This window comes from Paraburkholderia sp. J11-2 (genome assembly GCF_905220185.1).
Classification (GTDB): Bacteria; Pseudomonadota; Gammaproteobacteria; order Burkholderiales; family Burkholderiaceae; genus Paraburkholderia.
Map to the genome: position 1 here is coordinate 69,186 of NZ_CAJMYY010000008.1, position 25,331 is coordinate 94,516.

At 64.2% G+C, this 25,331-nt stretch carries 19 protein-coding genes; 9 read left to right on the forward strand and 10 right to left on the reverse strand.

What is annotated here, in order from left to right:
• Positions 1-329 precede the first annotated feature (329 nt).
• Genes U5A57_RS13135 through U5A57_RS13160 form a run of 6 tightly spaced genes read left to right on the forward strand, consistent with a single transcriptional unit; the run spans position 330 to position 9,220 of the window.
• On the forward strand, positions 330-4,121 hold the full coding sequence (locus U5A57_RS13135) for a nitrate reductase subunit alpha (RefSeq protein ID WP_321911453.1): 3,792 nt from the start codon (positions 330-332) through the stop codon (positions 4,119-4,121).
• Positions 4,118-5,641, forward strand: a complete 1,524-nt coding sequence (gene narH / locus U5A57_RS13140) for a nitrate reductase subunit beta (protein WP_321911455.1) — start codon at positions 4,118-4,120, stop codon at positions 5,639-5,641. Before U5A57_RS13135 ends, narH begins: the two co-directional genes overlap by 4 nt.
• Positions 5,642-5,643: 2 nt before the next feature.
• Positions 5,644-6,339, forward strand: a complete 696-nt coding sequence (narJ, locus tag U5A57_RS13145) for a nitrate reductase molybdenum cofactor assembly chaperone (protein ID WP_321911456.1) — start codon at positions 5,644-5,646, stop codon at positions 6,337-6,339.
• 57 nt (positions 6,340-6,396) lie between these two features.
• Positions 6,397-7,080: a respiratory nitrate reductase subunit gamma gene (gene narI / locus U5A57_RS13150; protein WP_321911457.1), complete on the forward strand. Its 684-nt coding sequence runs from the start codon at positions 6,397-6,399 to the stop codon at positions 7,078-7,080.
• Positions 7,081-7,111: 31 nt separating this feature from the next.
• Positions 7,112-7,900 (forward strand): peptidylprolyl isomerase, encoded by a 789-nt coding sequence (locus U5A57_RS13155; protein WP_321911772.1) that lies wholly within the window; start codon positions 7,112-7,114, stop codon positions 7,898-7,900.
• Between the two features lie 33 nt (positions 7,901-7,933).
• Positions 7,934-9,220 carry a nitrate/nitrite transporter gene (locus U5A57_RS13160; RefSeq protein ID WP_321911458.1) on the forward strand — a complete coding sequence of 429 codons (1,287 nt, stop codon included), beginning with the start codon at positions 7,934-7,936 and terminating at the stop codon, positions 9,218-9,220.
• Between the two features lie 33 nt (positions 9,221-9,253).
• Here the strand turns inward: U5A57_RS13160 and U5A57_RS13165 are convergent, their stop codons facing one another.
• Entirely contained in the window at positions 9,254-9,715 is a 462-nt protein-coding gene (locus tag U5A57_RS13165; RefSeq protein WP_321911460.1) for a universal stress protein, read from the reverse strand.
• A gap of 734 nt (positions 9,716-10,449) precedes the next feature.
• On the opposite strand from U5A57_RS13165, the gene flhD reads away from it, so the two are divergent.
• Together flhD and flhC are read left to right on the forward strand one after the other, a co-directional pair.
• On the forward strand, positions 10,450-10,770 hold the full coding sequence (gene flhD, locus U5A57_RS13170; RefSeq protein WP_042266670.1) for a flagellar transcriptional regulator FlhD: 321 nt from the start codon (positions 10,450-10,452) through the stop codon (positions 10,768-10,770).
• A 10-nt stretch (positions 10,771-10,780) separates the two neighbouring features.
• Complete coding sequence (gene flhC, locus U5A57_RS13175; RefSeq protein ID WP_158759205.1) at positions 10,781-11,383, forward strand: flagellar transcriptional regulator FlhC; 603 nt, start codon at positions 10,781-10,783, stop codon at positions 11,381-11,383.
• Between the two features lie 193 nt (positions 11,384-11,576).
• On the opposite strand, the gene U5A57_RS13180 is transcribed toward flhC, so the two are convergent.
• The 9 genes from U5A57_RS13180 to U5A57_RS13220 all read right to left on the reverse strand — a co-directional run bounded on the left by U5A57_RS13180 (position 11,577) and on the right by U5A57_RS13220 (position 24,132).
• Positions 11,577-12,902: an Nramp family divalent metal transporter gene (locus U5A57_RS13180; RefSeq protein WP_321911461.1), complete on the reverse strand. Its 1,326-nt coding sequence runs from the start codon at positions 12,900-12,902 to the stop codon at positions 11,577-11,579.
• 52 nt (positions 12,903-12,954) lie between these two features.
• Positions 12,955-14,151 carry an acyl-CoA dehydrogenase family protein gene (locus tag U5A57_RS13185; protein WP_415774615.1) on the reverse strand — a complete coding sequence of 399 codons (1,197 nt, stop codon included), beginning with the start codon at positions 14,149-14,151 and terminating at the stop codon, positions 12,955-12,957.
• A gap of 79 nt (positions 14,152-14,230) precedes the next feature.
• Positions 14,231-14,887 carry a methionine ABC transporter permease gene (locus tag U5A57_RS13190; protein WP_321911463.1) on the reverse strand — a complete coding sequence of 219 codons (657 nt, stop codon included), beginning with the start codon at positions 14,885-14,887 and terminating at the stop codon, positions 14,231-14,233.
• A complete protein-coding gene (locus tag U5A57_RS13195; protein ID WP_321911465.1) occupies positions 14,880-15,995 on the reverse strand; it encodes a methionine ABC transporter ATP-binding protein in 1,116 nt (371 codons plus the stop codon). Before U5A57_RS13195 ends, U5A57_RS13190 begins: the two co-directional genes overlap by 8 nt.
• Positions 15,996-16,026: 31 nt before the next feature.
• On the reverse strand, positions 16,027-16,875 hold the full coding sequence (locus U5A57_RS13200; RefSeq protein ID WP_415774616.1) for a MetQ/NlpA family ABC transporter substrate-binding protein: 849 nt from the start codon (positions 16,873-16,875) through the stop codon (positions 16,027-16,029).
• 203 nt (positions 16,876-17,078) lie between these two features.
• Positions 17,079-18,638 carry an efflux transporter outer membrane subunit gene (locus tag U5A57_RS13205; RefSeq protein WP_321911467.1) on the reverse strand — a complete coding sequence of 520 codons (1,560 nt, stop codon included), beginning with the start codon at positions 18,636-18,638 and terminating at the stop codon, positions 17,079-17,081.
• 23 nt (positions 18,639-18,661) lie between these two features.
• Positions 18,662-21,847, reverse strand: a complete 3,186-nt coding sequence (locus U5A57_RS13210; protein ID WP_321911469.1) for an efflux RND transporter permease subunit — start codon at positions 21,845-21,847, stop codon at positions 18,662-18,664.
• A gap of 105 nt (positions 21,848-21,952) precedes the next feature.
• Positions 21,953-23,170 carry an efflux RND transporter periplasmic adaptor subunit gene (locus U5A57_RS13215; RefSeq protein ID WP_321911471.1) on the reverse strand — a complete coding sequence of 406 codons (1,218 nt, stop codon included), beginning with the start codon at positions 23,168-23,170 and terminating at the stop codon, positions 21,953-21,955.
• 68 nt (positions 23,171-23,238) lie between these two features.
• Positions 23,239-24,132 (reverse strand): alpha/beta hydrolase, encoded by an 894-nt coding sequence (locus tag U5A57_RS13220; protein ID WP_321911473.1) that lies wholly within the window; start codon positions 24,130-24,132, stop codon positions 23,239-23,241.
• Between the two features lie 188 nt (positions 24,133-24,320).
• On the opposite strand from U5A57_RS13220, the gene U5A57_RS13225 reads away from it, so the two are divergent.
• Complete coding sequence (locus U5A57_RS13225; RefSeq protein ID WP_321911475.1) at positions 24,321-25,325, forward strand: LysR family transcriptional regulator; 1,005 nt, start codon at positions 24,321-24,323, stop codon at positions 25,323-25,325.
• Positions 25,326-25,331 lie beyond the last annotated feature (6 nt).

The following is a 25,331-nucleotide window of genomic DNA, read 5'->3' on the forward strand; positions in this document are numbered from 1 at the left end:
GTTTTGCGCCTTTATTTACGAATCATTTTCACCTTGATAATGCAATCGAGAAAAATCTGCGCGACGCTCAATTGATCGATTCATTCACGAAATCAAGGCAATTTCCTTCACCGAAAGAAAGCTTTGAAACTTGTATCGTTCTCAAACATCTCCCTATGCAAACGCGTGTTTTGCACAATCGACGTTTCGCAATTTTTCCGACAAATATTGCAAAAAATCGATATGTTCGCGTGAATACGTCGAAATAGATTACATTCATCTCCTTTACATCTTCTAATTCCTCCTCTTAAATACCGGTGTCCCGGACGCGCACACACGCTGGAGATGCCATGAGCCATTTTCTGGATCGTCTGCGTTACTTCACTGCGGCACGAACACAATTCGCGGACGGTCACGGCGCCGTCACAGACGAAGACCGAAAATGGGAGGAGGCTTACCGTACACGCTGGCAGCACGACAAGATCGTGCGCTCGACACACGGCGTGAATTGCACGGGCTCATGCTCGTGGAAAATCTATGTGAAGGGCGGCATTGTCGCGTGGGAAACGCAGCAAACCGACTATCCGCGCACGCGCCCCGACATGCCCAACCACGAACCGCGCGGCTGCTCGCGCGGCGCGTCGTATTCGTGGTATCTCTATAGCGCCAATCGCCTCAAGTATCCGCTCGTACGCAGCGCACTCGTGAAGCTGTGGCGCGAAAAGCGCCGCACGCTCGAGCCCGTTGCCGCGTGGGCCGCCATTGTCGATGACGACGCCGCGCGAAAAAGTTATCAAACGCGGCGCGGTCTTGGCGGCTTCGTGCGGGCAGACTGGAGCGAAGTGCTCGAAATCGCGGCCGCCGCGAACGTGCACACCATCAAGCGCCACGGCCCCGACCGCGTGATCGGCTTCTCGCCCATTCCCGCCATGTCGATGGTGTCGTACGCGGCCGGCTCGCGCTATCTCTCGCTCATCGGCGGCGTGTGCCTCTCGTTCTACGACTGGTACTGCGACCTGCCGCCCGCCTCGCCGCAAACATGGGGCGAGCAGACCGACGTGCCCGAATCCGCAGACTGGTACAACTCGTCGTTCATCGTGATGTGGGGGTCGAATGTGCCGCAAACGCGTACGCCTGACGCGCACTTCATGGTGGAAGCGCGCTATCGCGGCGCGAAGATCGTTTCGATCTTCCCCGACTACGCCGAAGGCGCGAAGTTCGGCGACATCTGGCTGCATCCCAAGCAAGGCACCGACGCGGCACTCGCGCTCGCCATGGGCCACGTGATCCTCAAGGAGTATCACCTCGCCGGCAAAAGCGCCTATTTCGCCGACTATTGCAGCCGCTTCACCGACATGTCCTGTCTCGTCGCGCTCGTCGAGCGCGACGGTCAGTACGTGCCCGACCGCTATCTGCGCGCGTCCGACTTCGAAGGCGCACTCGCGCAGGAGAACAACGCCGAATGGAAGACCGTGGTGATCGACAGCGCGACGAACGAGTTCGCGGTGCCGCTCGGCTCGGTGGGCTTTCGCTGGGGCCAGCAGGAAGGCGCCGATCGCGGCAAGTGGAACCTGCGCGAGGAAGGTGTTGACGGCGCGCCGCTCAAGCCCGCGCTCTCGCTCGTCGAAAAGCACGACGACGTGGTGGACGTGCTGTTCCCCTACTTCGGCAACGTCGCGCATCCGCATTTCCCGCACACCTCGCACGGACCGGTGCTGAGCCGCCGCATTGGCGTGCGGCGCGTGACGACGCCCGCCGGCGAGCGGCTCGTGGCTATGGTCTACGATCTCTTCGTGGCGAACTACGGGCTCGACCAGGGCCTGGGCGGCAAGGACCTCGCGCATAGCTACGACGACGACATGCCCTACACGCCTGCCTGGCAGGAAGCGATTACCGGCGTGAAGCGCGCGGACGTCATCAACGTCGCGCGCCAGTTCGCCGAGAACGCCGACAAGACCGAAGGCCGCTCGATGGTCATCATCGGCGCGGGCATCAATCACTGGTTCCACATGGACATGGCGTATCGCGCCATCATCAACATGCTCGTGATGTGCGGCTGCGTCGGCAAGTCCGGTGGCGGCTGGTCGCATTACGTGGGCCAGGAAAAGTTGCGCCCGCAAACAGGCTGGACCGCGCTCGCGTTCGCACTCGACTGGAACCGGCCGCCGCGCCAGATGAATGCCACGTCGTTCTTCTACGCGCACACCGACCAGTGGCGCTACGACCCGATGAACCCCACGGACCTGCTTTCGCCGCTCGCGAACAAGGCCGGCTACCACGGCGCGCCGATCGACTACAACGTGCGTGCCGAGCGCATGGGCTGGCTGCCTTCCGCGCCGCAACTCGCGAGCAATCCGCTGGAGCTGGGCCGCTCGCTCGAAGACCCTTCGAAAGCCGGCGCCGAAGTCGCGCGCCGACTGAAAGACGGCAGCCTCAAGCTCGCCTGCGAAGATCCCGACAATCCGGCCGTATTTCCGCGCAACCTCTTCGTGTGGCGCTCGAACCTGCTCGGCTCGTCGGGCAAGGGACACGAGTACTTCCTCAAGCATCTGCTTGGCACAACGAATGGTGTACAGGGCGAGGAGGTGGTTAAGGACGGCGTGCCGCGTCCCGAAGAGGTCGTCTGGCATGAGGACGCACCCAAAGGCAAGCTCGACCTGCTCTGCACGCTCGACTTCCGCATGTCCACCACCTGCATGTACTCGGACATCGTGTTGCCCACCGCCACGTGGTACGAGAAGGACGACATGAATACGTCCGACATGCACCCGTTCATTCACCCGCTCTCCGCCGCTGTCGATCCGGCGTGGCAGGCACGCAGCGACTGGGACATTTTCAAGGCCATCGCGAAGCGCTTTTCCGAACTGAGCGTCGGCCATCTCGGCGTGGAACGCGACGTGGTGCTCGCGCCCATCGCGCACGACGCCGCGGGCGAACTGGCGCAGCCCTTCGGCGTGGCCGACTGGAAACGCGGCGAATGCGAGCCGGTTCCTGGCAAGACCATGCCGGGCGTGGTCACGCTCGAGCGCAACTACCCCGAGACGTATCACCGCTTCACGTCGCTCGGGCCGCTCATGGACAAGCTCGGCAACGGCGGCAAGGGCATTAGCTGGAATACCGAGGAGGAAGTGCACGAACTCGGCGCGCTGAACTATCGCGATCAATCCGAAGACGCCGGCGACGCGAAGGGCCGACCTCGCATCGAAACCGCGCTCGACGCCGCGGAGACGATTCTTTCGCTCGCACCCGAAACGAACGGCGCGGTGGCGAAGAAAGCGTGGGAAGCGCTCTCGAAGTTCACGGGCATCGAGCACGCGCATCTCGCCGATGCCCGCGCCGACGAAAAGATCCGCTTTCGCGATATCCAGGCGCAGCCGCGCAAAATCATCTCGTCGCCAACGTGGAGCGGCATCGAGTCGGAACACGTGTCGTACAACGCGGGTTACACGAACGTGCACGAGCTGATCCCCTGGCGCACGCTGAGCGGCCGCCAGCAGCTCTATCAGGACCATACGTGGATGCGCGATTTCGGCGAGGCGCTGTGCGTCTACAAGCCGCCTATCGACACGGGCAGTTACGAAAAAATGGCGGGCACGCGCTCGAACGGCAATCCGGAGCTGGCGCTCAACTTCATCACGCCGCACCAGAAGTGGGGCATTCACAGCACCTACACCGACAATTTGCTGATGCTCACGCTCTCGCGCGGCGGCCCGATCGTGTGGATTTCGGAGCAGGACGCCGCGCAGATCGGCGTGGTCGACAACGACTGGATCGAATGCTTCAACGCGAACGGTGCGCTCTGCGCGCGCGCCGTGGTGAGCCAGCGTATTCCGCGCGGCATGGTGATGATGTACCACGCACAGGAAAAAATCGTGAACACGCCGGGCTCCGAAATAACGGGCACGCGCGGCGGCATTCACAACTCGGTCACGCGCATTTCGCTCAAGCCTACGCACATGATCGGCGGCTATGCGCAGCTCGCTTACGGCTTCAACTACTACGGCACAGTCGGCTCGAACCGCGATGAATTCCTCATAGTGCGCAAGATGAAGAACGTCGACTGGCTCGACACGGAGGAAACGCCCGTTGGTCCCTTGCCTGCCGCTGTGAATGCGGCCGTTCGCGAAGGAGAAGGCTCATGAAAGTGCGCGCGCAAATCGCGATGGTGCTGAACCTCGACAAGTGCATTGGCTGTCACACGTGCTCGGTCACCTGCAAGAACGTCTGGACGAGCCGCGAGGGCATGGAATACGCGTGGTTCAACAACGTCGAGACGAAGCCCGGCATTGGCTACCCGAAGGAGTGGGAGAACCAGGAGCGCTGGCGCGGCGGCTGGGTGCGCAAGGCCGATGGCCAGATCGAGCCGCGCCTCGGCGGCAAGTGGCGGTTGCTCGCGCAGATCTTCGCGAATCCGCATCTGCCGGAAATCGACGACTACTACGAGCCCTTCACGTTCGACTACGCGCACTTGCAGGAAGCGGGCAACACGAAGGCCACGCCGGTTGCGCGGCCGCGCTCGCTCGTGAGCGGCGAGCGCATGGAGAAGATCGAGTGGGGTCCGAACTGGGAAGAGATTCTGGGCGGCGAGTTCGAGAAGCGTTCGAAGGACTATAACTTCGAAAACGTGCAGAAGGATATCTACGGTCAGTTCGAGAACACCTTCATGATGTATCTGCCGCGCCTGTGCGAGCACTGCCTGAACCCCGCATGCGTGGCCGCGTGCCCTTCCGGCTCGATCTACAAGCGCGAGGAAGACGGCATCGTGCTGATCGATCAGGACAAGTGCCGCGGCTGGCGCATGTGCGTTTCAGGCTGCCCGTACAAGAAGATCTACTTCAACTGGCAAAGCGGCAAGGCCGAGAAGTGCATCTTCTGCTATCCGCGCATCGAGGCGGGGCAACCCACGGTGTGCTCGGAAACCTGCGTGGGACGCATTCGCTACCTCGGCGTGCTGCTCTACGACGCCGATCGCATTCACGAGGCCGCGAGCGTAGCGGACGAGAAGGATCTCTACCAGGCGCAACTCGACGTATTCCTCGACCCGTTCGATCCGGCCGTGATCGAGCAAGCCGCGCGCGACGGCGTGCCGCAGGCGTGGATCGACGGTGCGCAGCGCTCGCCCGTCTACAAGATGGCGATCGACTGGCGCATTGCCTTCCCGCTGCACCCGGAGTACCGCACGCTGCCGATGGTCTGGTACGTGCCGCCGCTTTCGCCGATCAACGCGGCGGCCAACAGCGGCGAACTCGGCATGAATGGCTGGCTGCCCGACGTGCATTCGCTGCGCATTCCGTTGCGCTATCTCGCGAACCTCCTCACCGCCGGAGACGAAAAGCCGGTGCAGGTCGCGCTGGAACGCCTGCTCGCCATGCGCGCGTTCATGCGTGCGCGCCATGTGGACCGCATGGATGCCCCGCAGGTCCTCTCGCAAGTGGGACTGTCGCTCGCACAGGTCGAGGAGATGTATCGCTATCTCGCGATTGCAAATTACGAGGATCGTTTCGTGATTCCCACCACGCACCGTGAATACGCAGAAAACGCCTTCGACCTGCGTTCGTCGTGCGGCTTCACGTTCGGCAACGGCTGCTCGGACGGCAAATCGGAGGCGAGCCTGTTCGCACCGAAGAGTGGGCATCGCAAGATTCCCATTCAGGAGATCTGACCATGTTCGCCGCTCGTCCCCAGCCCATGACGTACCGGCTCATTGCGTCGCTGCTCGAATACCCCGATGCGTCGCTCATCGAGGCCGTGCATGAATTACGCGCGATCGTGCGCAGCGAGCGAGCATTCGGCGCCGAGGCGCGCGAGAAGCTGGAGCGCTTCCTCGACTATCTCGGCTCGCGGGATCTGCTTGCGCTGCAGGAAAACTACGTCGCGCTGTTCGACCGCGGCCGCGCAACGTCGCTGCATTTGTTCGAGCACGTACACGGCGAATCGCGCGATCGAGGCCAGGCGATGATCGACCTCGTTCAGACCTACGAGAAGCACGGCATGTTGCTGCAGCCCGGCCAGTTGCCCGACTACCTCCCCGTGTTCCTCGAATATCTCTCGATTCTGGAGACGAACGAGGCGCGCGCACTGCTGGGCGAGACCGTCGCGATCCTGCAATCGATTACGCAGGAACTGAGCCGGCGCAACAGCCACTACGCATATGTGATCGGCGCGCTGCTGCCGCTCGCGGGCGCGGGCGGCGCTGATCTGCCCGAAGCCGCGCACGACGACGACGCGGGCAAGCCGCACGACAAAGAGCATCTGCGAGCGCTCGACGCAGCCTGGGCCGATGAGCCCGTGCAATTCATGGGGGCGGAGCGCCCTGTCGTCGCACCGGTCGAGTTTCACCCGCGCCGCGCGCCGCGCTAGAAAGACAACACACGCTACCCGGGCACGCCGTTCGAACACCGCAAGCAAGGAGCCGTCATGGGCGATTACTTTCATCAGTTTCTGTTCGGCATCTATCCGTACATCTGCCTTGCGGTGCTGCTGTTCGGCTCGCTCGTGCGCTTCGACCGCGAGCAGTACACGTGGAAGAGCGACTCGTCGCAACTGCTGCGGCGCGGCGCGCTGCGGCTTGGCAGCAACCTGTTCCACTGGGGCATTCTCGTCGTGGTGATGGGTCACTTCGTCGGCTTTCTCGCACCGCACTGGCTCGTCGCGCCGTTCATCTCGGCCACCGTGCACCAGTTGCTCGCGATGGTCGCGGGCGGCGTGGCCGGCAGCTTCGCCATTGTCGGCCTCACGATCCTGATCGTGCGGCGGCTTGGCGACACGCGCATTCGCGTGAACAGCAAGCCGTCGGACATCCTCATCGTGTTCATGCTGTGGGCGCAACTCGCGCTCGGCCTCGCGACCGTGGTGCTCTCGGCGCACCACATGGATGGCCTGATGTTCGAACAGCTCACCGACTACGTGAAGGGCGTGGTAACGTTCCGCCCCAATATCGCCGCGCTGCTCGACGGCGTGCCGCTCGTGTATCAAATCCATATCGCACTCGGCTTCACGATCTTCCTCGTCTCGCCCTTCACGCGCATGGTGCATATCTGGAGCGGCATCGCTTCGGTGTTCTATCTGATCCGGCCGTACCAGCTCGTGCGCAAGCGCTAATCGCCAACCGGAACCAGGAGCGCGATCGATGATGAATGCGGCCCCTCACGAAGAACAGCCAGCCCTGCCCGCCCGCGTGAACGACGTTGAGATCGGCCTCGCCGCAATCGAAGCCGAGCGCGGCAACCACGCCGGTGACCCGGACCCCGCGCTCGCCGCGCGGCGCACGCTCGTCGTGCACGAACTGCTGCGCCAGCGCGCCGTGGCGCTGAACCTGCTGGCGCCCGACGCCGAACTCGACGACAGCACGACAGACAAGCTGCTAGAGCGCGAACTGCGCGTGCCCGAGCCGACGCCCGAAGACTGCGAGCGCTACTACACGCAGCACACAAAGCGCTTCGTGCGCAACGAACTCGTGTACGCGAGCCACATTCTCTTCGCCATTACTGACCGCGTGCCGCTCGCGATGCTGCGCCAGAAAGCCGAAGCAACGCTGCGCGAGTTGCAGCAGGCGCCCGACACGTTCGAGGCGCTGGCGCGCCAGTTCTCGAACTGCCCTTCAGCGGGCGTGGGCGGGAGTCTTGGCCAGCTCACGCGCGGCGACACGGTGCCCGAGTTCGAAGCGGCGCTGTTCGACTGCGCCGACATGGGCGTTCTGCCGCGCCTCGTACGCACACGCTTCGGTTTTCATCTCGTGCGCGTGGATCAGCGCGTGCCCGGAAATCCGGTGCGCTACGAGGAAGCCTCCGGCGACATCGCGCGCTTTCTCAGCGAACGCGTGCGCCACAAGGCCATTCAACAGTACGTATCGATCCTGGCATCGGAAGCGACGCTCGAAAACGCGGCCCTGGAAGCGGCGACGAGCCCGCTCGTCCAGTGATGTCGATGTGCATTCCGACTCGATGGAGGCAACATGAATCTGCGTAGCGAACCGGCGCGCCCCGTGACGAGCGCGGCGCAGCCCGAGAAAGTCGGCGCGAAGGCATGGTCCGTCCTGCTCGTCAGCACGCTCGCGTTTCTTGTCTGTTTCGTGGTGTGGATGATGTTCGGCGTGCTCGGCGTGCAGCTGCGCGAGGAACTCCAGCTCAACAGCACCGAGTTCGGCCTGCTAACCGCCACCCCCGTGCTGACCGGCGCGCTCATGCGGCTGCCGCTCGGCGCGTGGACCGACCGCTTCGGCGGGCGCATCGTCATGACCACGCTGCTCGTGGTCTGCGCCGTGCCGGTGTATATCGTCAGCTACGCAAGCGAGCTGTGGCAATTCCTGCTCATCGGTCTCTTCCTCGGCTGCGTGGGCGCCTCGTTCGCAGTGGGCACGCCGTACGTGGCGCGCTTTTTCCCGCCGAGCCAGCGCGGCTTCGCCATGGGTTTTTTCGGTGCGGGCACCGTGGGCGCCGCCGTCAACCTGTTCGTCACGCCGCAACTGGAGAATCTCTATGGATGGCGCTTCGTGCCGCGCGTCTATGCCGTCGCGCTGCTCGTGACCGCCGTGATTTTCTGGCTCGGCTCGGCGCGCGACCCGGGCGCCGGCAAGTCGGGCGGCTCGCTGTTCGACTCGTTCAAGGTGCTGGCCGACCCGCGCGTGTGGCGGCTATGCCAGTACTACTCGATCACCTTCGGCGGCTTCACGGCGCTTTCGCTGTGGATTCCGCAATATCTGAAGGCGGAGTACGGCATGTCGCTCGTCATGGCTTCGGCCTTCGCCGCGGGCTTTTCGCTGCCAGGCTCGATCTTGCGTGCCGTGGGCGGCGTGCTCGCCGACAAGCTCGGCGCGCATACCGTCACGTGGTGGGGTCTGTGGGTGGCGTGGATTTGCCTCTTCATTCTCTCGTACCCGCCCACCGACTTCGTGATTCACACGATCGACGGCCAGGCGGCGCTGCACATCAGCATGCCGGTGTTCGGCTTCGTTGCGATCGCCTTCGTGCTGGGCGCGGTGTTCGCGTTTGGCATGGCCTCGACATTCAAGTATGTGGCCGACGACTTCCCCACCAACATGGGCATCGTGACCGGTATTGTCGGTCTGGCGGGCGGGCTGGGCGGCTTTTTGCTGCCGATCCTGTTCGGCATCCTGCTCGACTGGCTCAAGATCCGGTCGAGCTGCTTCATGCTGCTTTACGGCGTCGTATGGGTCTCGCTGATCCTGCTCTACATTTCCGAGGTCAAGCGCACGCCGATTCTTGGCGAACCCAGCGCCTGAACCGCGCACCGGTCAAACCTGCGCCGCTGCGGCTCAGGCCGCCGCTTTCACCGGCTCCGGGTCCGGTGCTGTGACAACCAGCACGCTGCACGACACGCGGTCGAGCAGCAAGCGGTCATCGCGACCGGCCCACCAACGCTTGAACGGACCGCGCCGGTGGTGAGCCAGCACGATGAGATCGGGCAGAAGCTCCGCGCAGTAGCTCGCGATCACGTCAATCGGCCGGCCCACCACGAAGTGGCCCGTTGCCGCGAGGCCCTTCTCCTGCAGGCAGGCCACCCCCTCACGCAGAATCTCGCGCGCCGCCTCTTCCGCGGCTTCGAACGGCACGGCAGACGCGATGTCCGTCCCCCATTGCAGCGGCGCCTGATCGAGCACGGCGAGCAAATGCGTTTGCGCGTGGCATGTGCGCGCAAGGTCGGCGCCCTCGCGCAAAGCCCGGCGGCCTTCGCGCGTTGCGTCGTAACACAGCAGAATCCTGTTGAACGAGGCCATGATTCCTCCCCCGACGATTCCCGGCGCAAGACAGGCGAGCGCGCCGTACACCCGAAGTGCCGCTTTCATTATGGCAGCTGTATCACATCATGATATGACTGGAACGGTGGCCTGCGCCGCCGCACTACGCTCCCCCGCAAACGTTACAAAGACGCGATCTCCGCGCAATATCCGCTCTGCATATATTCCCGGAAACAACGGTGTTACCTGTCTTCTGCACTCGTAACATCTCAGTTACACATTGCCCTGTTACAGGTCGTCAGGGTCGAAACACCTGTTACATCTTAATCGTCATAGGTATTAATCCGCAGACGCGCATTTTTTACCTGTCAACGTCACTCCTTTCTAAACGTTTATTCCATGGCGCCGGCGCTTTTTGACTCGCGGCGATTCGTTGCGCATGCATCGAGAAGTTGGCGGAAACCCTGATAAACCAAGGCCGTGCGGCCAAATTCATCAATCAGATCAAGGCCTCGACGGCTGGCTGTAAGCCAGGTTTCAAACCACGGCAAAACTTACCGAAAATTATTTACAACAGTCCGATTATTTTTTTTCTGAGGGATTGCTTTCTGAGATAAGCCCTCATACAATTCAGTCCAAGGTTGTTACGAGATGTAACAACCTGTATCAAAGAGTCAGATCAAGCCAACGAGCGAAGATCGACGACAAGACCAGAAAAGATACAACGGCGAAAAAGCCGGGGGGTTAAATTCGGGGCTTCGGAAACTAGAGAAATGGACCGTAGCAGCGAGACGCTGGAATCTATCCGCGAAATTAATTTGTCGTATCTGATGCTCGCACAGCGCATGCTGCGCGAGGACAAGCCAGTCGGTATGTTCCGACTGGGACTGTCGTCGGAACTGGCCGATCTGCTTGGCGCTCTGTCGCTCGCGCAGATCGTCAGGTTGGCCTCTTCCGACCAACTTCTCTGTTTTTTCCGCTTCGACGATCATGCGATGTTGTCGGCGCTTACGCAGACTTCCAGGCATGCCGACGTGGCGGCAACCCATGCGGCCATCCTGCTAGCAGGACAGCCGGCTGGGCAATTCGCCTGAGGGTGACGTCATGACTACGCGGCGCAGCCTCACCGAAGACGCTCAGGAAGTATTCCGCGCGATCGCACTGATCGAGCTGGGCGCGCGTATGCAGGTGCTCGAAAGCGAACTCACGCTCTCGCGCGACCGCATGATCCGCCTGTATCGCGAGATCCGTGGCGTGTCGCCGCCCAAAGGTATGTTGCCGTTCTCGGCGGACTGGTACATGACGTGGCTGGCCAACATCCATGCCTCGCTGTTCTATAACACGTACCTGTTCCTGAAGAACGAAGCGCGTTGCTCGCATCTCGACGCGCTCACCAAGGGGTTCCGGTTGTATCTGGAACACTGCCGCCATAGCGGGGCCGAGCCGGCGCTCGACCTCACGCGTGCGTGGACCCTGGTGCGATTTTTCGATGCCGATATTCTGCAGTTGACGCCTTGCTGCCGTTGCAACGGCAAGTTCGTCGCGCATCGCCACGACCTTCAGCACAACGTCGTGTGCGGCGCATGCCAGCCTCCATCGCGAGCCGGCAAGACGAAAAAGGCGGCTGCAGCGCGACGGGGCGCCGAGCAGACCGAGAGCGACCTTCCGGCAGTAGTAACGTCGGATGGCATTGCCGAGGCTGCGTAAGCGTGGGAGAGCAGATCCGGGTCAACCGGACTTGAGACCAAGACCAAGACGTGAAACCGTCCGGCGCTCGGGGGCGCCGGACGGCGAAGCGCTTTCCGATTGCCGCTTTTGCTTGCGGCCTTTGCTTGCCGCCTCTGCTTGCCGCCTCTGCTTGCCGCCTCCGTGGCGCGCGCCTGTTACACCTTTCCCGCTTCTAATTTCCGGTGAACGTCTGCCAGACGAGCCACAGGTTCGCAGCCGTTATCACGACGAACAGGAACCACGCAATCAACCGCGTGGGGAGCCGGTTCACGAACTCGCCCATGAGCGCACGATCGTTCGTCATGCGAATGAGCGGCCAGAGCGCGAACGGCAGTTGCAGGCTCAACACCACCTGACTTGCCACCAGCAGCTTGCCCACTGCACCGTTGCCGAGCAGCGCCACGCCCGCAAAGGCGGGAATCAGCGCGAGCACGCGCGTGATCAAGCGCCGCTGGTAACACGGAATCTTCATCTGCAGGAAGCCTTCCATGATGACCTGGCCCGCCACGGTGCCCGTGAACGTCGAGCTCTGCCCGGAGGCGAGCAGCGTGATCGCGAACAGCACTGCCGCCGCGCCCGTGCCGACAATCGGCGCGAGCAGTTTGTAAGCCTGCTCGATGTCGGTGACGTCGGTGTGCCCGTTGGCGTGAAAAGCCGCTGCCGCCAGAATCAGGATGGCCGCATTGATCAGGAGCGCGATCAGAAGCGAGGCGATCGTGTCGAGCCGAGAAAGGCCAATGGCCTGCTTGAGGCTCGCAGGGTCGCGTTTGACGGCGCGCGTTTGCACGATCGACGAATGCAGATAGAGGTTGTGCGGCATGACGGTCGCGCCGAGAATGCCGATCGCCAGATACAGCGGCTCCACCGAGGAAATGGCGTGCCACGACGGCACCGCCCCCGCAAAGACCGAAGGCCAGTGCGGCTTCACGAGCGCGAGCTGGATCACATAACCCAGGCCTATCGTCGCGATCAGGCCGGCCATGATCGCCTCGAGCGAGCGGAAGTTCTTGCCCTTCAGGCCGAGCACGATCAGCGTGTCGAACGCGGTCAGCACCACGCCCACCATCAGCGAGCAGCCGAGCAGCAGGTGGAACGCGAGCGCGCCGCCCAGCACCTCCGCAAGATCGCACGCGATGATCGAAAGCTCGGCGAGCAGCCACTGGCCGAGCGCGACCGGCCTCGAATAGCGCTCGCGCGACAGCTCCGCGAGATCGCGTTGCGTCACGATGCCAAGTCGCATGGACAGGCACTGCAGTGCGATGGCCGCGAGGCTCGACAGCACGACGACGAACAGGAGGCTGTAACCGTAGCGCGAGCCCGCCTCGATGTCGGTGGCCCAGTTGCCCGGGTCCATATAGCCGATCGACACCAGCAGGCCGGGACCCGCGAATTGCCAGAACTTCTTCCAGAACGGCGCGCGCGGCGAAACCTCGATACTGCCCTGCACTTCTGAAGGGCAAAAAGGCGCCGTTGCCGTGGTCGGTAGTCGGAACTCCAACGGTTCGATCCTCAAGGGTTGACCTGTCGCGGCACATGCCGCGATCGGGCCCTCAAGTGTACAGCGTCGGCTGCGGCACTTCTCTCAAGAGCGTGAAACGGCCCACGTCGCGCAGGCGGTAGTCGAGCGGATCGTGCAGCGTGTGCACGCGCGCGTTGCGCCAGAAGCGGTCGAGCGCGAGCGCCGCGCCCGTGGCGCGCGCGCCGCACGCCTCGAAAAGCTGCTCGCCGCCCTTGAGCGCGGCACGGTGCGCGACGATCTTCGCCTCTGAAATCGCGAGCGAGACTTCGGCACGCGTGGCTGTGTTCAACGCGTCGCCTTCATCCCATGCGGCGTCGAGCAGCGCGCCCGCGCGATCCGCCAGCACCGCCGCCGCGAGCGACTGCACGCGCATCTCGCCAAAGCGCTGCTGCAGGAACGGGTCGTCCGCCACGTGCTGAACGCCCGAATTGACCCACGGGCGGCCGTTCGCGAGCACATACGTGCGCGCTTCTTCCAGCGCACCTTCGGCAAGGCCTACGAAGAGATTCGTCAGCACGCCTTGCGAAACCAGCGTGCGCAGCGCGGCGCGCGGCGTGTCGGGGCGTTGCAGCACTTCGTCGGCGCGCACTGCGACGTTCTCGAACGATACGGTGCCGCTATCGGTTTGGCGCTGGCCTATCGGGTCCCAGTCGTCGTGCACCGTGATCCCGGCGCGCGTGGTGGGCACGACCGCGAACACCGGGTTGCCAGTGGCGGGATCGTGCGCGCTCACGGTCATCCTCTGCGAACCGTAGGTGCCCGAACAAAATCCCTTCTTGCCATGCAAACGCCAGCCACCTTCCTTGTCCGGCTGCGCGACGAGCCGCGTGTCGAGTGGATTCACCGCGTTGCCCCACCACCAGCGATGCTCGACGGTGCCTTGCAGCCAGTTCGCGCGCTGCGCGGCGCTGCCCCACAATTCGACGCTCGCCACCTGCAGGCACTGGAAGCCGAGCAGATGCGCAAGCGCACTATCGACGCGCGCAAGCGCGCGGATCGTCGCGTAGATATCGCTCCAGCGCACGCCGTCCTTGCCGAACTGGCCGCCGAACTCACGCGGCACGGCGAGCGTGAGCAGTCCGGCATCGGCAATGCGCTGCTTTTCGGCCGCCGCGTGGCCGCCCGCAAGATCGCGTTGTGCGGCGTTCGCACGCAGCGCTTCGAGCAGCGCGGCGAAACGCGCGTCCTGTTCCTGCCCGCGTGGGCGCTGTGCTTCGTTCATACCCATATTTCCCGAATGAGATGCCAATAAAAGCGAAGCGCGCAGCAAAGAGGCTGCGCGCGTGATGTCGAAAAGGCTGCGCCCTTCAGGTTCGCCGCAAAAGATGCCGCACCAGCACGTCGCCCGCGAACTGCACGGCCGCAACGATCGCGATCAGCAGCACGATGACGGTGACCATGACCGTCGTGTCGAAACGTTGATAGCCGTAGCGTATCGCGAGATCGCCGAGGCCACCCGCGCCGACGGCGCCCGCCATCGCCGACGAGCCGATCATCGCCACCACGGTGATCGTGAAGCCGCCCACCATGCCGGGCAGCGCCTCGGGCAGCAGCACATGCCACACGATATGGCGGCGCTGCGCGCCCATGGCCTGGGCCGCCTCGATCAAACCGCGATCGACTTCGCGCAGGCTCACTTCGGCCACGCGCGCGAAGAACGGAATGGCCGCGATGGAAAGCGGCACCACGGCGGCCCATACGCCGATGGTCGTGCCCACGAGGAAGCGCGTAAGCGGCAGCAACGCGACCAGCAAGATGATGAAGGGCGTGGAGCGAAACGCGTTGACGAGCGCGCCCAGCGCGGAATTGAGCGCGGGCCGCTCCAGAATGCCGCCGCGCGCGGTCGTGACCAGCAGCAGCGCGATGGGAATACCGATCAGCAGTGCGAATAGCGCTGATACGCCGACCATCAGCAACGTGTCGCGTATGCCTTCGAGGAGTTCGGTGATCCATACGTCAGACATAGCCCAGCACCTCCACACGGCTTGCATGGCCACGCGCGCGCCCGGCGAGCGACGCCGCCTCTTCGGCGCTTTGCACCGGCGCGGAGACGACCAGCCGCCCTTGCGCGCGCCCCTGAATCCGCTCGATACCGCCGTGCACAAACCGCACACCCTGCGCGCCGAACGCCTGCGCGAGCGTGGCGAGGTCGGGCTCCTGCGCCACCTCGCCCGTGAAGCGCACGTCGAACAGCGCATGCGCACCCGCTTGCGGCGAAGCGTGAATGCGCGCCGCGAGGTCCTCGGGCAACTCGTGGCCCGGCGTGTGCAGGAGCGCACGCGTCGCTTCGTGCTGCGGATTGCCGAACACTCGCCATACCGGCCCCTGCTCGACCACCTCGCCGCGCTCGATCACCGCGACCGTATCGCACACGTCGCGTATGACCTCCATCTCATGCGTGATGAGCACGATGGTGACGCCCAGGCGCCGGTTGATGTCGCGCAGCAGCGCAAGAATGGCGCGCGTGGTTTCCGGGTCGAGCGCCGAAGTCGCCTCGTCGCACAGCAGGATATCGGGCTCGTGCACGAGCGCGCGTGCAATGCCCACACGCTGCTTCTGCCCGCCGGAAAGCCGCGCGGGCCACGCATCGCGGCGCTCGCTCAACCCCACCAGTTCGAGCAGCGCGTTCACGCGCGCCTCGATGGACGCTTTCGGCACGCCCGCGATTTTCAGCGGCAGCGCGATGTTGTCGTGCACCGTTTTCGCGGAAAGCAGGTTGAAGTGCTGAAACACCATGCCGATGCGCCGTCGCAGCGCAACGAGCGCCCGCTCGTCGAGCGCGCCCACGTCCACGCCGTTCACACGCACGCCGCCGCTCGTGGGCTTTTCGAGGCCGTTCACGAGTCGCAGCAGCGTGGACTTGCCCGCGCCGCTGCGCCCGATGATGCCGAACACCTCGCCGCGCGCCACCTGCAAGCCGACGCCCGCGAGCGCCGCATGCGCGCCAGCCGCGTAGGTCTTGCCGACGTTTTCGAACACGACCGCGGGCTGCGACACGTCGGCGTCGCGCGTCGCCTCGCCCGCCGCCGGGCCCGCTTCAATGAAGCGCGCCGCTCCGAACCATTTCATCATCGCTGCTCCTCGTGCGTGTTTGACGCGCGCTTTACCAGGCGACCGCGTACAGGTTGCCGAAGGCCTTGTCGAGTTCCTTGCGCACAGCCGGCGAATGCTGGTAGATGTCGATGAACTTGCGAATGCGCGGATCGTTCACGCTCTCGGGCCGCACGACGAACTGGATCGCGAACGACTTGTTTTCGACGCCGTCGAAGAGCAGCGCGCTATTCGGATCGGTCGTGCCCGCAAGCTTGATGAAGCTCGGGTAACCCTGCGCGAGATCCACGTCGTCGAGCGAGCGTGCGAGTTGCGACGCTTCGAGCTGAACGATCTTCAAATGCTTGGGGTTGGAAACGATATCGAGCGTCGTGGCACGGTAATCCACGCCCGGCTTGAGCTTGATGAGGCCCGCGCGCTGCAGCAGCAGCAGGCCGCGTCCGCCGTTCACGGGATCGTTCGCGATGGCGACCGTCGCGCCATCCTTCAGGTCTTCGAAACGTTTTACCTTCTTCGAATACAGGCCGATCTTCATGATCGTGCCCGGCGCAATGGCGACGAACTTGTAACCGCCCTGCTTTTCGGCGTTCTCCAGAAACGGCGTGTGCTGGAAGTAGTTGACGTCGATGTCCTTGTTCGCCAAGGCGGCGTTGGGCGTGTTCCAGTCGGTGAATTCGATGATCTTCACGTCCACGCCCTGCGCCTTCGCCTCGCGCGCCGCTTCCTGCAGCGCTGGCGTTTGCGGCGTGGTGGCAATGCCGATCTTGAGCGTCGGGGTATCCGCGTGCGCGTTGAGTGTGGTGGCCGCGAGCGGCACGGCAATTGCCGTCAGCAGACCGAGCCAGGCAAAAACGCGGTGAAAAGAAGAAGGGCGCCCCACGGCGCGCACGGCACGGATCATCGCGTTCCTCGAATGGAAGTTGGACTTCGTTCAGTGAGGAGCGACGCGATGAGGGCCCATCGCGTTGGCTCCAGATGGGTCCAGACGATGATAGGGGCGCGGCGGGGCCGGGTCTACGAAGCGATTACGCAAAGGAAATCGCCGCCTGCGATATGCGCAGGCGGCGAGCGTTCCAGCTGTTTCTATGAAGTCTTGCGGGACGTTTAGCGTGCTGCGAGCGGCGGCGGCGCGCCATCGCCGGGCTTCGCATCGCCCCAGCCACCGCCCAGCGCGCGGATCAGGTTCACGGTCGCCACGGCCTGCGAGCCTTGCAGATGGCTGGCCTGCAATTGCGACACGAGCACCGTCCGTTCGCTGTCGATCACGTTCAGATAGCTCACCTCGCCTTCCTCGTACTGCGTGCGCGAAAGGTGCGCCGATTGCTGCGAAGCGCTCACCGCGTCGTTCTGCTCGCGGATCTGGTCGTCGAGCAGGCGCAGGTCGGAGAGATTGTCCTCCACCTCGCGGAACGCCACGAGCACCTGCTGGCGATATTGCGCCACATCTTCATCGTATTTCGCACGCGACTGTGCGAGATTCGCCTTGCGCCGGCCGCCGTCGAAAAGCGGCAGCGTGAGCGCCGTGCCTGCAAGCGGCCCAAGCAGGAACGCGCGGCTCGACCACATGAACAGGTCGGCGAGCGTGGCCGACTCGAAGCCGGCGGCACCCGTGATATTGAGCTGCGGGAAGAACGCCGACTTCGCGAGACCCACGCGTGCGTTCGCGGCCGCCATGGAGCGCTCGGCGGCCGCCACGTCGGGGCGGCGCTCCAGCAGCGCGGAAGGCAGGCCGGGCGGCACCTGTACGACCACCGGCGCGAGCGGCGTTTCCGGGAACGTAAAGTCCGCGGGCGCCTTGCCGAGCAGGATCGCCAGGCTATGCTCCGAGGCCGCGCGCTGACGCGCGACGCCCACCGCGTCGGCACGCGCGCTCGCCAGCTCGTTGCGCGCCTGCGCCACGTCCAGCGCGCTGATGTCGCCTTCCTTGAAGCGGCGCTCGACGAGCTTGAGCGCATCTTCACGCAGCGCCACCGTGCGGCGGTACAGATCGACGTCCGAGTCGAACTGGCGCAGCTGGAAGTAGTTCTGCGCGACGTCGGCCTGCAAGGCGAGCTGCACCGAGAGGAACAAGGCCTCGCTTTGCTGCGCGTCTGCCTGCGTGGCGTGGACGTTCGAACTCACGCGGCCGAACAGATCGACCTCGTAGCTCGCGGTGGCCTGCGCGCGCCACAGCGTTTGCGCGGGCACGTTGGTGTTCTGCGACTCATACAGCGAAGCCGGTGAAGCACGCTCGTAGGTCGGCCCGAAGCCCGCATCGATCGACGGGAACCACGAGGCGCGCGCGGCCTGCGTCACGGCGCGCGCCTGCTGCACGCGCGCGGCGGCCGCCTTGAGGTCCTGGTTCGCTTCGAGCGCCTGCTGTTCGAGCTTGTCGAGCGTCGGGTCGCCGAACACCGTCCACCATTCGCCGCGGTGAGCGTCGTCGGCGGGCTGCGCGGGCTTCCATGTGCCCACGTCATGCGGATTCGCGCTTTGAGTTTGCTGCGGCGCTTCCTTGTAGGCGGCGGGCACGGCGGCGTCGGGCACCTTGTAGGTGGGCTCGACGGAGCACGCCGCGAGCCAGGCAAACAGCGCGACGCTCGCCGCGATTCGTGTGATACGCGCAAACTGCCCGCCTCCCGGCGAGACATTTCGGCTATAGCGCAAGCTGGATTCGTTAGTCATGTTAATCATTCTCCCTTGTCGCCTTACGCATCGACCATCGACTGCGGCTTGCGCGCATTGTCCTTTTGCGCGACGTGAATCTTGCCGCCCGCGAGCGTGCGCAGCACCACGTAGAACACCGGCGTGAGCAGCAGGCCGAACGCGGTCACACCCAGCATGCCGAAGAACACGGCCACGCCCATCGCATGACGCATCTCCGACCCCGCCCCGCTCGAGAGCACGAGCGGCACCACGCCCATGATGAACGCAATGGACGTCATCAGGATCGGCCGCAGACGCAGGCGGCTCGCTTCGATTGCCGCGGAGAGCGGCGTGTGTCCGTCGTGCTCCAGCTCACGCGCAAATTCGACGATCAGAATGGCGTTCTTCGAAGCCAGCCCCACCAGCACCATCAAGCCGATCTGCGTGAAGATGTTGTTGTCGCCCTGCGTGAGCCAAACGCCCGTTAGCGCACACAGCACGCTCATCGGCACGATCAGGATCACCGCGAGCGGCAGCGTCAGGCTCTCGTAGAGCGCGGCCAGCACGAGGAACACGAGCAGCACGCTGATCGGGAACACCCAGATGCCCGCATTGCCCGCCAGCACCTGCTGGTACGTGAGGTCGGTCCATTCGAACTTCACGCCGCGCGGCAGCACTTCGGCCGCAATGCGCTCCGCCGCCGCCTGCGCCTGACCCGACGAGTAACCGGGTGCGGGGCCGCCGTTGATGTCGGCAGCGGTGTAGCCGTTGTAACGCACCACCATTTCGGGGCCGTACGTGGGCGTAACCGTGACGAGCGACGAGAGCGGCACCATTTCGCCCGCGGCGTTGCGCGTCTTCAGTTGCAGGATATCGTCGGCCCTCTGGCGGAACGGCGCATCGGCCTGCACGCGTACCTGATACACGCGTCCGAAGCGGTTGAAGTCGTTCACGTAGAGCGACCCGAGATAGATCTGCATCGTGTCGAACACGTCCGTGACCGGTACGCCAAGCTGCTTCGCCTTCGTGCGGTCGAGATCGACGTTCAGTTGCGGGACGTTGATCTGATAGTTCGTGAACGTCGGGCCCAGCTCCGGCGTTTGCGCCGCGCGCTTGACGAAGTCCTGCGTCGCGCGGTTGAGCGCCTCATAGCCGAGCGCACCATGATCCTCCAGCTGCAGCTTGAAGCCGCCGAGCGTGCCGAGGCCGAGCACCGGCGGCGGCGGGAACACGGCGATAAACGAGTCCTTGATGCTCGCGTACTGCTGGTTCAGCGCACCCGCGATCGCACCGGCCGAAAGCGCCTTGCCCTTGCGCTCCTTGAACGGCTTGAGCGTGACGAACACAATGCCCGCGCTCGAGCTATTGGTGAAGCCGTTCACCGAAAGGCCCGGGAACGCCACGGCGCTTTCCACGCCGGGCTGCTTGAGCGCAATGGCGCTCATGTCGCGAATCACGTTCTCGGTGCGGTCGAGCGCGGCGCCATTGGGCAGTTGCGCGAATGCGATCAGATACTCCTTGTCCTGCGCGGGCACGAAGCCGCCCGGCACCACACGCGCCATCAGCACCGTTGCGGCGATCAGCACCACATAGACCCCGAGCATCGCGCCCTTGTGGCGCAGCACGCCGTTCACGCCGCGCCCATAGCTTTCCGAGCCGCGATGGAACACCTGGTTGAAGCGGCGGAAAAAGCCGCCCAGCACGAGGTTCATGCCGCGCGTGAGCCAGTCTTCCTTCTCGCCGTGGCCGCGCAGCAGCAGCGCTGAAAGCGCGGGCGAAAGCGTGAGCGAGTTGAACGCCGAGATCACCGTGGAAATGGCGATGGTCATCGCGAACTGCTTGTAGAACTGGCCCGTGAGACCGCTCATGAACGCGAGCGGCACGAACACGGCCACGAGCGTGAGCGCGATGGCGATGATCGGCCCGCTCACCTCCTGCATGGCCTTGTAGGTCGCATCGCGCGCGGATAACCCGCTCGCGATGTTGCGCTCCACGTTTTCCACCACCACGATCGCATCGTCCACCACGATACCGATGGCGAGCACCATGCCGAACAGCGACAGCGCGTTGATCGAGAAGCCGAACGCAAGCAGCAGCGAGAACGTCCCGACGATCGACACCGGCACCGCAATCAGCGGAATGATCGAGGCACGCCACGTTTGCAGGAACACGATCACCACGATCACCACGAGCGCGATGGCTTCGAGCAGCGTGTGCACGACCGCTTCGATACTGGAGCGCACGAACTGTGTGGGGTCGTAGACAATCTTGTAATCCACGCCCGCGGGCATGTCCTGCTTGAGTTCCTTCATCGCCGCGCGCACCTGGTCCGAGATCGCGAGCGAGTTCGCGCCCGGGGCCTGGTTGATCGCGAGCGCGACGGCCGGCTTGTTGTCGAGCAGCGAGCGCAAACCGTATTCCGACGCGGCCAGTTCGATACGCGCGATATCGCGCAGGTACGTCACGCCGCCGTCGGGATTCGTCTTGACGATGATGTCGCCGAACTCGCTCTCCGTGCGCAGACGGCCACGCGCGTTGACGTTCAACTGGTACGGCGTGCCGGGCACGCTAGGCGATGCGCCGATCACACCCGCCGCCACTTGCACGTTCTGCTCGCGAATCGCGTTGACGACATCGTTCGCGGTGAGGTTGCGCTGCGCTACCTTCTGCGGGTCGAGCCAGATACGCATGGCGTAATCGCCCGAGCCCCACAACTGCACCTCGCCCACGCCCTGAATGTTCGAAAGGCGGTCCTTCACATTGAGCAGCGCGTAGTTGCGCAGGTACGTCATGTCGTAGCGGTTGTCCGGCGAAATCAGGTGCACCACCATCGTGAGCGTGGGGGAACTCTTGATGGTCGTGATGCCGAGACGCTGCACGTCTTCCGGCAGGCGCGGCAGCGCCTGGTTCACGCGGTTTTGCACGAGCTGCGTGGCCTTGTCCGGGTCGGTGCCGAGGCGAAACGTGACCGTGAGCGTGAGGTTGCCGTCGCTATTGGCCTGCGACTGCATGTACAGCATGTTCTCGACGCCGTTGATCTGCTCTTCCAGCGGCGCGGCCACGGCTTCGGCGATCACTTTCGGGTTCGCGCCCGGATACTGCGCGTGGACCACCACCGAAGGCGGCACGACCTCGGGGTACTCGGAGATCGGCAACTGGAACAGCGCGATCACGCCGGCCAGCAGGATCAGCACGGACAGCACGCCCGCGAAGATCGGCCGGTCGATGAAGAATTTCGATATGTTCATGGGTTGCTCTTGTTCATGACGCTCAATTTTGCGCAATTCATCTTACGCTTAGGCATCCTGACTGACGGGGAGGCGTATGCTGCAAACGCCCACGCCCGCCGCTCGTCAGGACGTCTTCGCTGCCTTGGCGCCGGGGTTCGCTGCCGTGCTGGCCGAATTGGCGTCGGGGTCGCCGTTCATTGGCACCATATGCGAGCGCACGACAATGCCAGGGCGCACGCGCTGTGTGCCGTTCACCACCACGTGGTCGCCCGCCTTCAGGCCGTCCAGAATCACGCGCAGGTTGCCCTGCTGGCCGCCCGTTTGCACGGTGCGGTACGCGATCTTGCCGCTGTTATCCACGACGTATACAAACTTCTTGTCCTGGTCGGTGCCGATCGCGGCATCGTCCACGAGCAACGCCGGGTGCGGGGCGCTGCCGCCTACCTTGATGCGTGCGTAAAGCCCCGGCACCAGCGCGCCGTCGGCGTTGTCGAAGCGCGCGCGTACGCGGATCGTGCCCGACGTCGTGTCCAGACGGTTATCCACCGACTCGATCGTGCCGGTGCGCGAATAGCCCGATTCGTTCGCGAGACCCAGCTCGACCGGCACCTTCGAGCCATCCTTCATGCGGCTGATGTAGTCGAGATAGGTCTGCTCGTCGGCGTCGAATTCGGCGTAGATGGGCGAAACGGAAACGAGCGTCGTGAGCGGCGCGGCGGCGGCTCCCGCCGAAACGACGTTGCCCACCGTGATCTCCGCGCGCGAGACACGCCCCGCAACCGGCGCGACGATGCGCGTGTAGCCGAGGTTGATCTGCGCGGCTTCGAGCGCGGCCTGCGCGGCCTTGAGATTCGCGTTCGCTTCGCGCGAAGCGTTCTGCTTCTCGTCGTAATCGCGCTTCGCGATGGCGTTGTCGCCAATCAGGCGCTGCGCGCGCTCCCAGTCGCTTTGCGCGTAGCCCGTGCGCGCCTGCGCGGCGGCAAGCTGCGCGGCGGCCTGGTCGACGGCAGCCTGGTACGGACGCGGGTCGATCACGAACAGCGTATCGCCCTGCTTCACGAGCGCGCCATCACGGAAGTTCACCGAGACGATCGTGCCCGAAACCTGCGGACGTATCTCCACTTTTTCGACGGCGGCCATGCGGCCCGAGTAGGTCTGCCAGTCGGTGATGGTGCGATTGAGCACCGCTGCGACATCGACCTCGGGCGCGGGCGGCGCTTCCGCGGCAACGGCGGGATGCGAGTCGAGGCGGATTGCGCCGAAAGTGCCCAGGCCCGCGACCACGATCACGCCAAAGACTGCCAGCGCGATACGGGTTCGGGATTGCGAAAAGAGTGACATGTCGGACTCCAGAAATAATGGTTGATGTTCTTCACTGGCTCGGCAGCACCGCCGCTATGGCGCTTTGCTTATGACGCGCCCGCGTCGAAGCAACACTGAAAAAACCGCACGGCTTCGTTGAGCGCGGCCGGATGCGCGGCGAGGTTCGCGTGCGACACGCTCGGGTAGCGCACCACCTGGGTGCGCACACCCGCGTCGATCAGTCGGCTTGCGTACTTCTCCGCTTCGATGTGCAGCACGTCGTTCTGTGCGGTCACGATGAGCGTGGGCGGCAGGCCGCCAAGGCGCAGCGATTCGAGCGGCGCCGCGTACGGATGCATGCGCTGCGCCGCGTCGGGCAGATACGCGCGATAACACGCCGCGCATTCGCTTGCGGTGATATCGGAGCTCAGGCGCGCCTCGTCGCCAAGACGCGTGAGGCTCGGGTCCAGCATCGGCGCGAACAGCGCCTGCGCCGCGAGCTTCACGTCGCCGCGATCGCGTCCCATGAATGCGAGCACGTTGGCGATCTGGCCGCCTGCGTCGTGGCCCGCCGCGATCACGCGTTTCGGGTTGCCGCCGAAGGCGCGCGCCCGCGTGAGCGCCCACAGCGCGGCGCGATGCGCGTCTTCGGGCGCGGCGGGAAACGGGTGCTTCGGCGCAAGCGAATACCCCACGCTCACGACCAGCGCCGGTAAGCGTTCTGCGAGAAAACGCCCAACGGCGTCCGCCTCTTCGATCGACCCGCGCACGAAACCGCCGCCGTGGAAATACAGCAACACCGGCAGGCCGTTCGCAGCTTCGGGGCGGTACAGACGCAGCGGAATCTGCTGCGCGTAGCCTTCGATCACCACGTCGGTCGTGAGCAGCGCGCGCGCCTTGCTGGGCCTGGGGGACGCGGTAACAGGGACAGCCGCCGGAACTTCGGCCAGCGGCGCTTCATCCGCGGAGATCCAGGACGTTGGGCGTTTAAAGACATCCATGTCAAATCGGCGCAATGCGCGAGAGTAGATTCGAATGGAGCGAATTGTGGGTTCGGCAGACTTCCAAATAAATGCCTATAATCCGGCAACACAATTCGGCGCACCTGAACAATCTGTCTCCCCTTTCTGCGCGGGCGTTTCCTTTAAACGCTGCGCGCCGTGCGACCGAAGCTTTTTGGAGAGTGGCAATGGACCGCCTTCAGGCCATGCAGGTGTTCACCCGCGTCGTCGATACCAACAGCTTCACACGCGCTGCCGAAACGCTCGACATGCCGCGCGCTTCGGTCACGACGATCATTCAGAATCTCGAAGCATTTCTCGGCGTGCGCCTCATGCACCGCACCACGCGCCGCCTTTCGCTCACACCCGACGGCGCCGCGTACTACGAGCGCTGCGTGCGCATTCTCGCGGACGTCGAGGAAACGGAAACCACATTCCAGGATCGCAACCGCAAGCCGCACGGCAAGCTGCGCATCGACATGCCGGGCTCGATCGGGCGGCTCATCGTGATTCCGTCGCTGTGCGAGTTCCACGGCCGCTACCCGGACATCGACCTGCAACTGGGCCTCTCCGACCGCCCCGTCGACTTGCTCCAGGAAGGCGTGGATTGCGTGGTGCGCGTGGGCGCGCTGCAGGATTCGTCGCTGGTCGCGCGGCGCATCGGCATTTTCGAAGGTGTATCGTGTGCGGCGCCCTCGTATCTGGAGCGCCACGGCACGCCGCAAACGCTCGAAGAACTGGCCGAACATCGCGCCGTGAATTATTTCTCGTCGCGCACGGGGCGCGTGATCGACTGGGCGTTTCTCGTCGACGGCAAGGAAGTGGAGATCAAACTCAAGAGCATGGTCTCGGTGAACGACGCGGATGCCTATATCACGTGCGGCATCGAAGGCTTCGGCTTGATCCAGGGGCCGCGCTACATGGTGCTGCCGCATCTGAAGTCGGGTGCGCTCGTCGAGGTGCTGCCCGATTTCAAACCGCTGCCCATGCCGATTTCGGCCGTGTACCCGCACAGCCGCCATCTGTCACCCAAAGTGCGCGTATTCGTGGACTGGATCGCCGAGGTGTTCGACCGCTGCCCGCTCCTCTCCGGCCGCGCCTCGCTCGACAAGGCCTGCACGATGCGCACGCTCGAAGAGCGCGAAAATGCGCCGGCGCTCGAAACGCCGGTTATCTCGGAGTGGGCCGCATAACGCCGT

Excerpts from the sequence above, each read along its gene's own strand:
- U5A57_RS13135 (WP_321911453.1), top strand. The coding sequence starts at position 330 with ATGAGCCATTTTCTGGATCGTCTGCGTTACTTCACTGCGGCACGAACA.
- narH (WP_321911455.1), top strand. The coding sequence starts at position 4,118 with ATGAAAGTGCGCGCGCAAATCGCGATGGTGCTGAACCTCGACAAGTGC.
- narJ (WP_321911456.1), top strand. The coding sequence starts at position 5,644 with ATGTTCGCCGCTCGTCCCCAGCCCATGACGTACCGGCTCATTGCGTCG.
- narI (WP_321911457.1), top strand. The coding sequence starts at position 6,397 with ATGGGCGATTACTTTCATCAGTTTCTGTTCGGCATCTATCCGTACATC.
- U5A57_RS13155 (WP_321911772.1), top strand. The coding sequence starts at position 7,112 with ATGAATGCGGCCCCTCACGAAGAACAGCCAGCCCTGCCCGCCCGCGTG.
- U5A57_RS13160 (WP_321911458.1), top strand. The coding sequence starts at position 7,934 with ATGAATCTGCGTAGCGAACCGGCGCGCCCCGTGACGAGCGCGGCGCAG.
- U5A57_RS13165 (WP_321911460.1), bottom strand. The coding sequence starts at position 9,715 with ATGGCCTCGTTCAACAGGATTCTGCTGTGTTACGACGCAACGCGCGAA.
- flhD (WP_042266670.1), top strand. The coding sequence starts at position 10,450 with ATGGACCGTAGCAGCGAGACGCTGGAATCTATCCGCGAAATTAATTTG.
- flhC (WP_158759205.1), top strand. The coding sequence starts at position 10,781 with ATGACTACGCGGCGCAGCCTCACCGAAGACGCTCAGGAAGTATTCCGC.
- U5A57_RS13185 (WP_415774615.1), bottom strand. The coding sequence starts at position 14,151 with ATGGGTATGAACGAAGCACAGCGCCCACGCGGGCAGGAACAGGACGCG.
- U5A57_RS13190 (WP_321911463.1), bottom strand. The coding sequence starts at position 14,887 with ATGTCTGACGTATGGATCACCGAACTCCTCGAAGGCATACGCGACACG.
- U5A57_RS13195 (WP_321911465.1), bottom strand. The coding sequence starts at position 15,995 with ATGATGAAATGGTTCGGAGCGGCGCGCTTCATTGAAGCGGGCCCGGCG.
- U5A57_RS13200 (WP_415774616.1), bottom strand. The coding sequence starts at position 16,875 with ATGATCCGTGCCGTGCGCGCCGTGGGGCGCCCTTCTTCTTTTCACCGC.
- U5A57_RS13205 (WP_321911467.1), bottom strand. The coding sequence starts at position 18,638 with ATGACTAACGAATCCAGCTTGCGCTATAGCCGAAATGTCTCGCCGGGA.
- U5A57_RS13210 (WP_321911469.1), bottom strand. The coding sequence starts at position 21,847 with ATGAACATATCGAAATTCTTCATCGACCGGCCGATCTTCGCGGGCGTG.
- U5A57_RS13215 (WP_321911471.1), bottom strand. The coding sequence starts at position 23,170 with ATGTCACTCTTTTCGCAATCCCGAACCCGTATCGCGCTGGCAGTCTTT.
- U5A57_RS13220 (WP_321911473.1), bottom strand. The coding sequence starts at position 24,132 with ATGGATGTCTTTAAACGCCCAACGTCCTGGATCTCCGCGGATGAAGCG.
- U5A57_RS13225 (WP_321911475.1), top strand. The coding sequence starts at position 24,321 with ATGGACCGCCTTCAGGCCATGCAGGTGTTCACCCGCGTCGTCGATACC.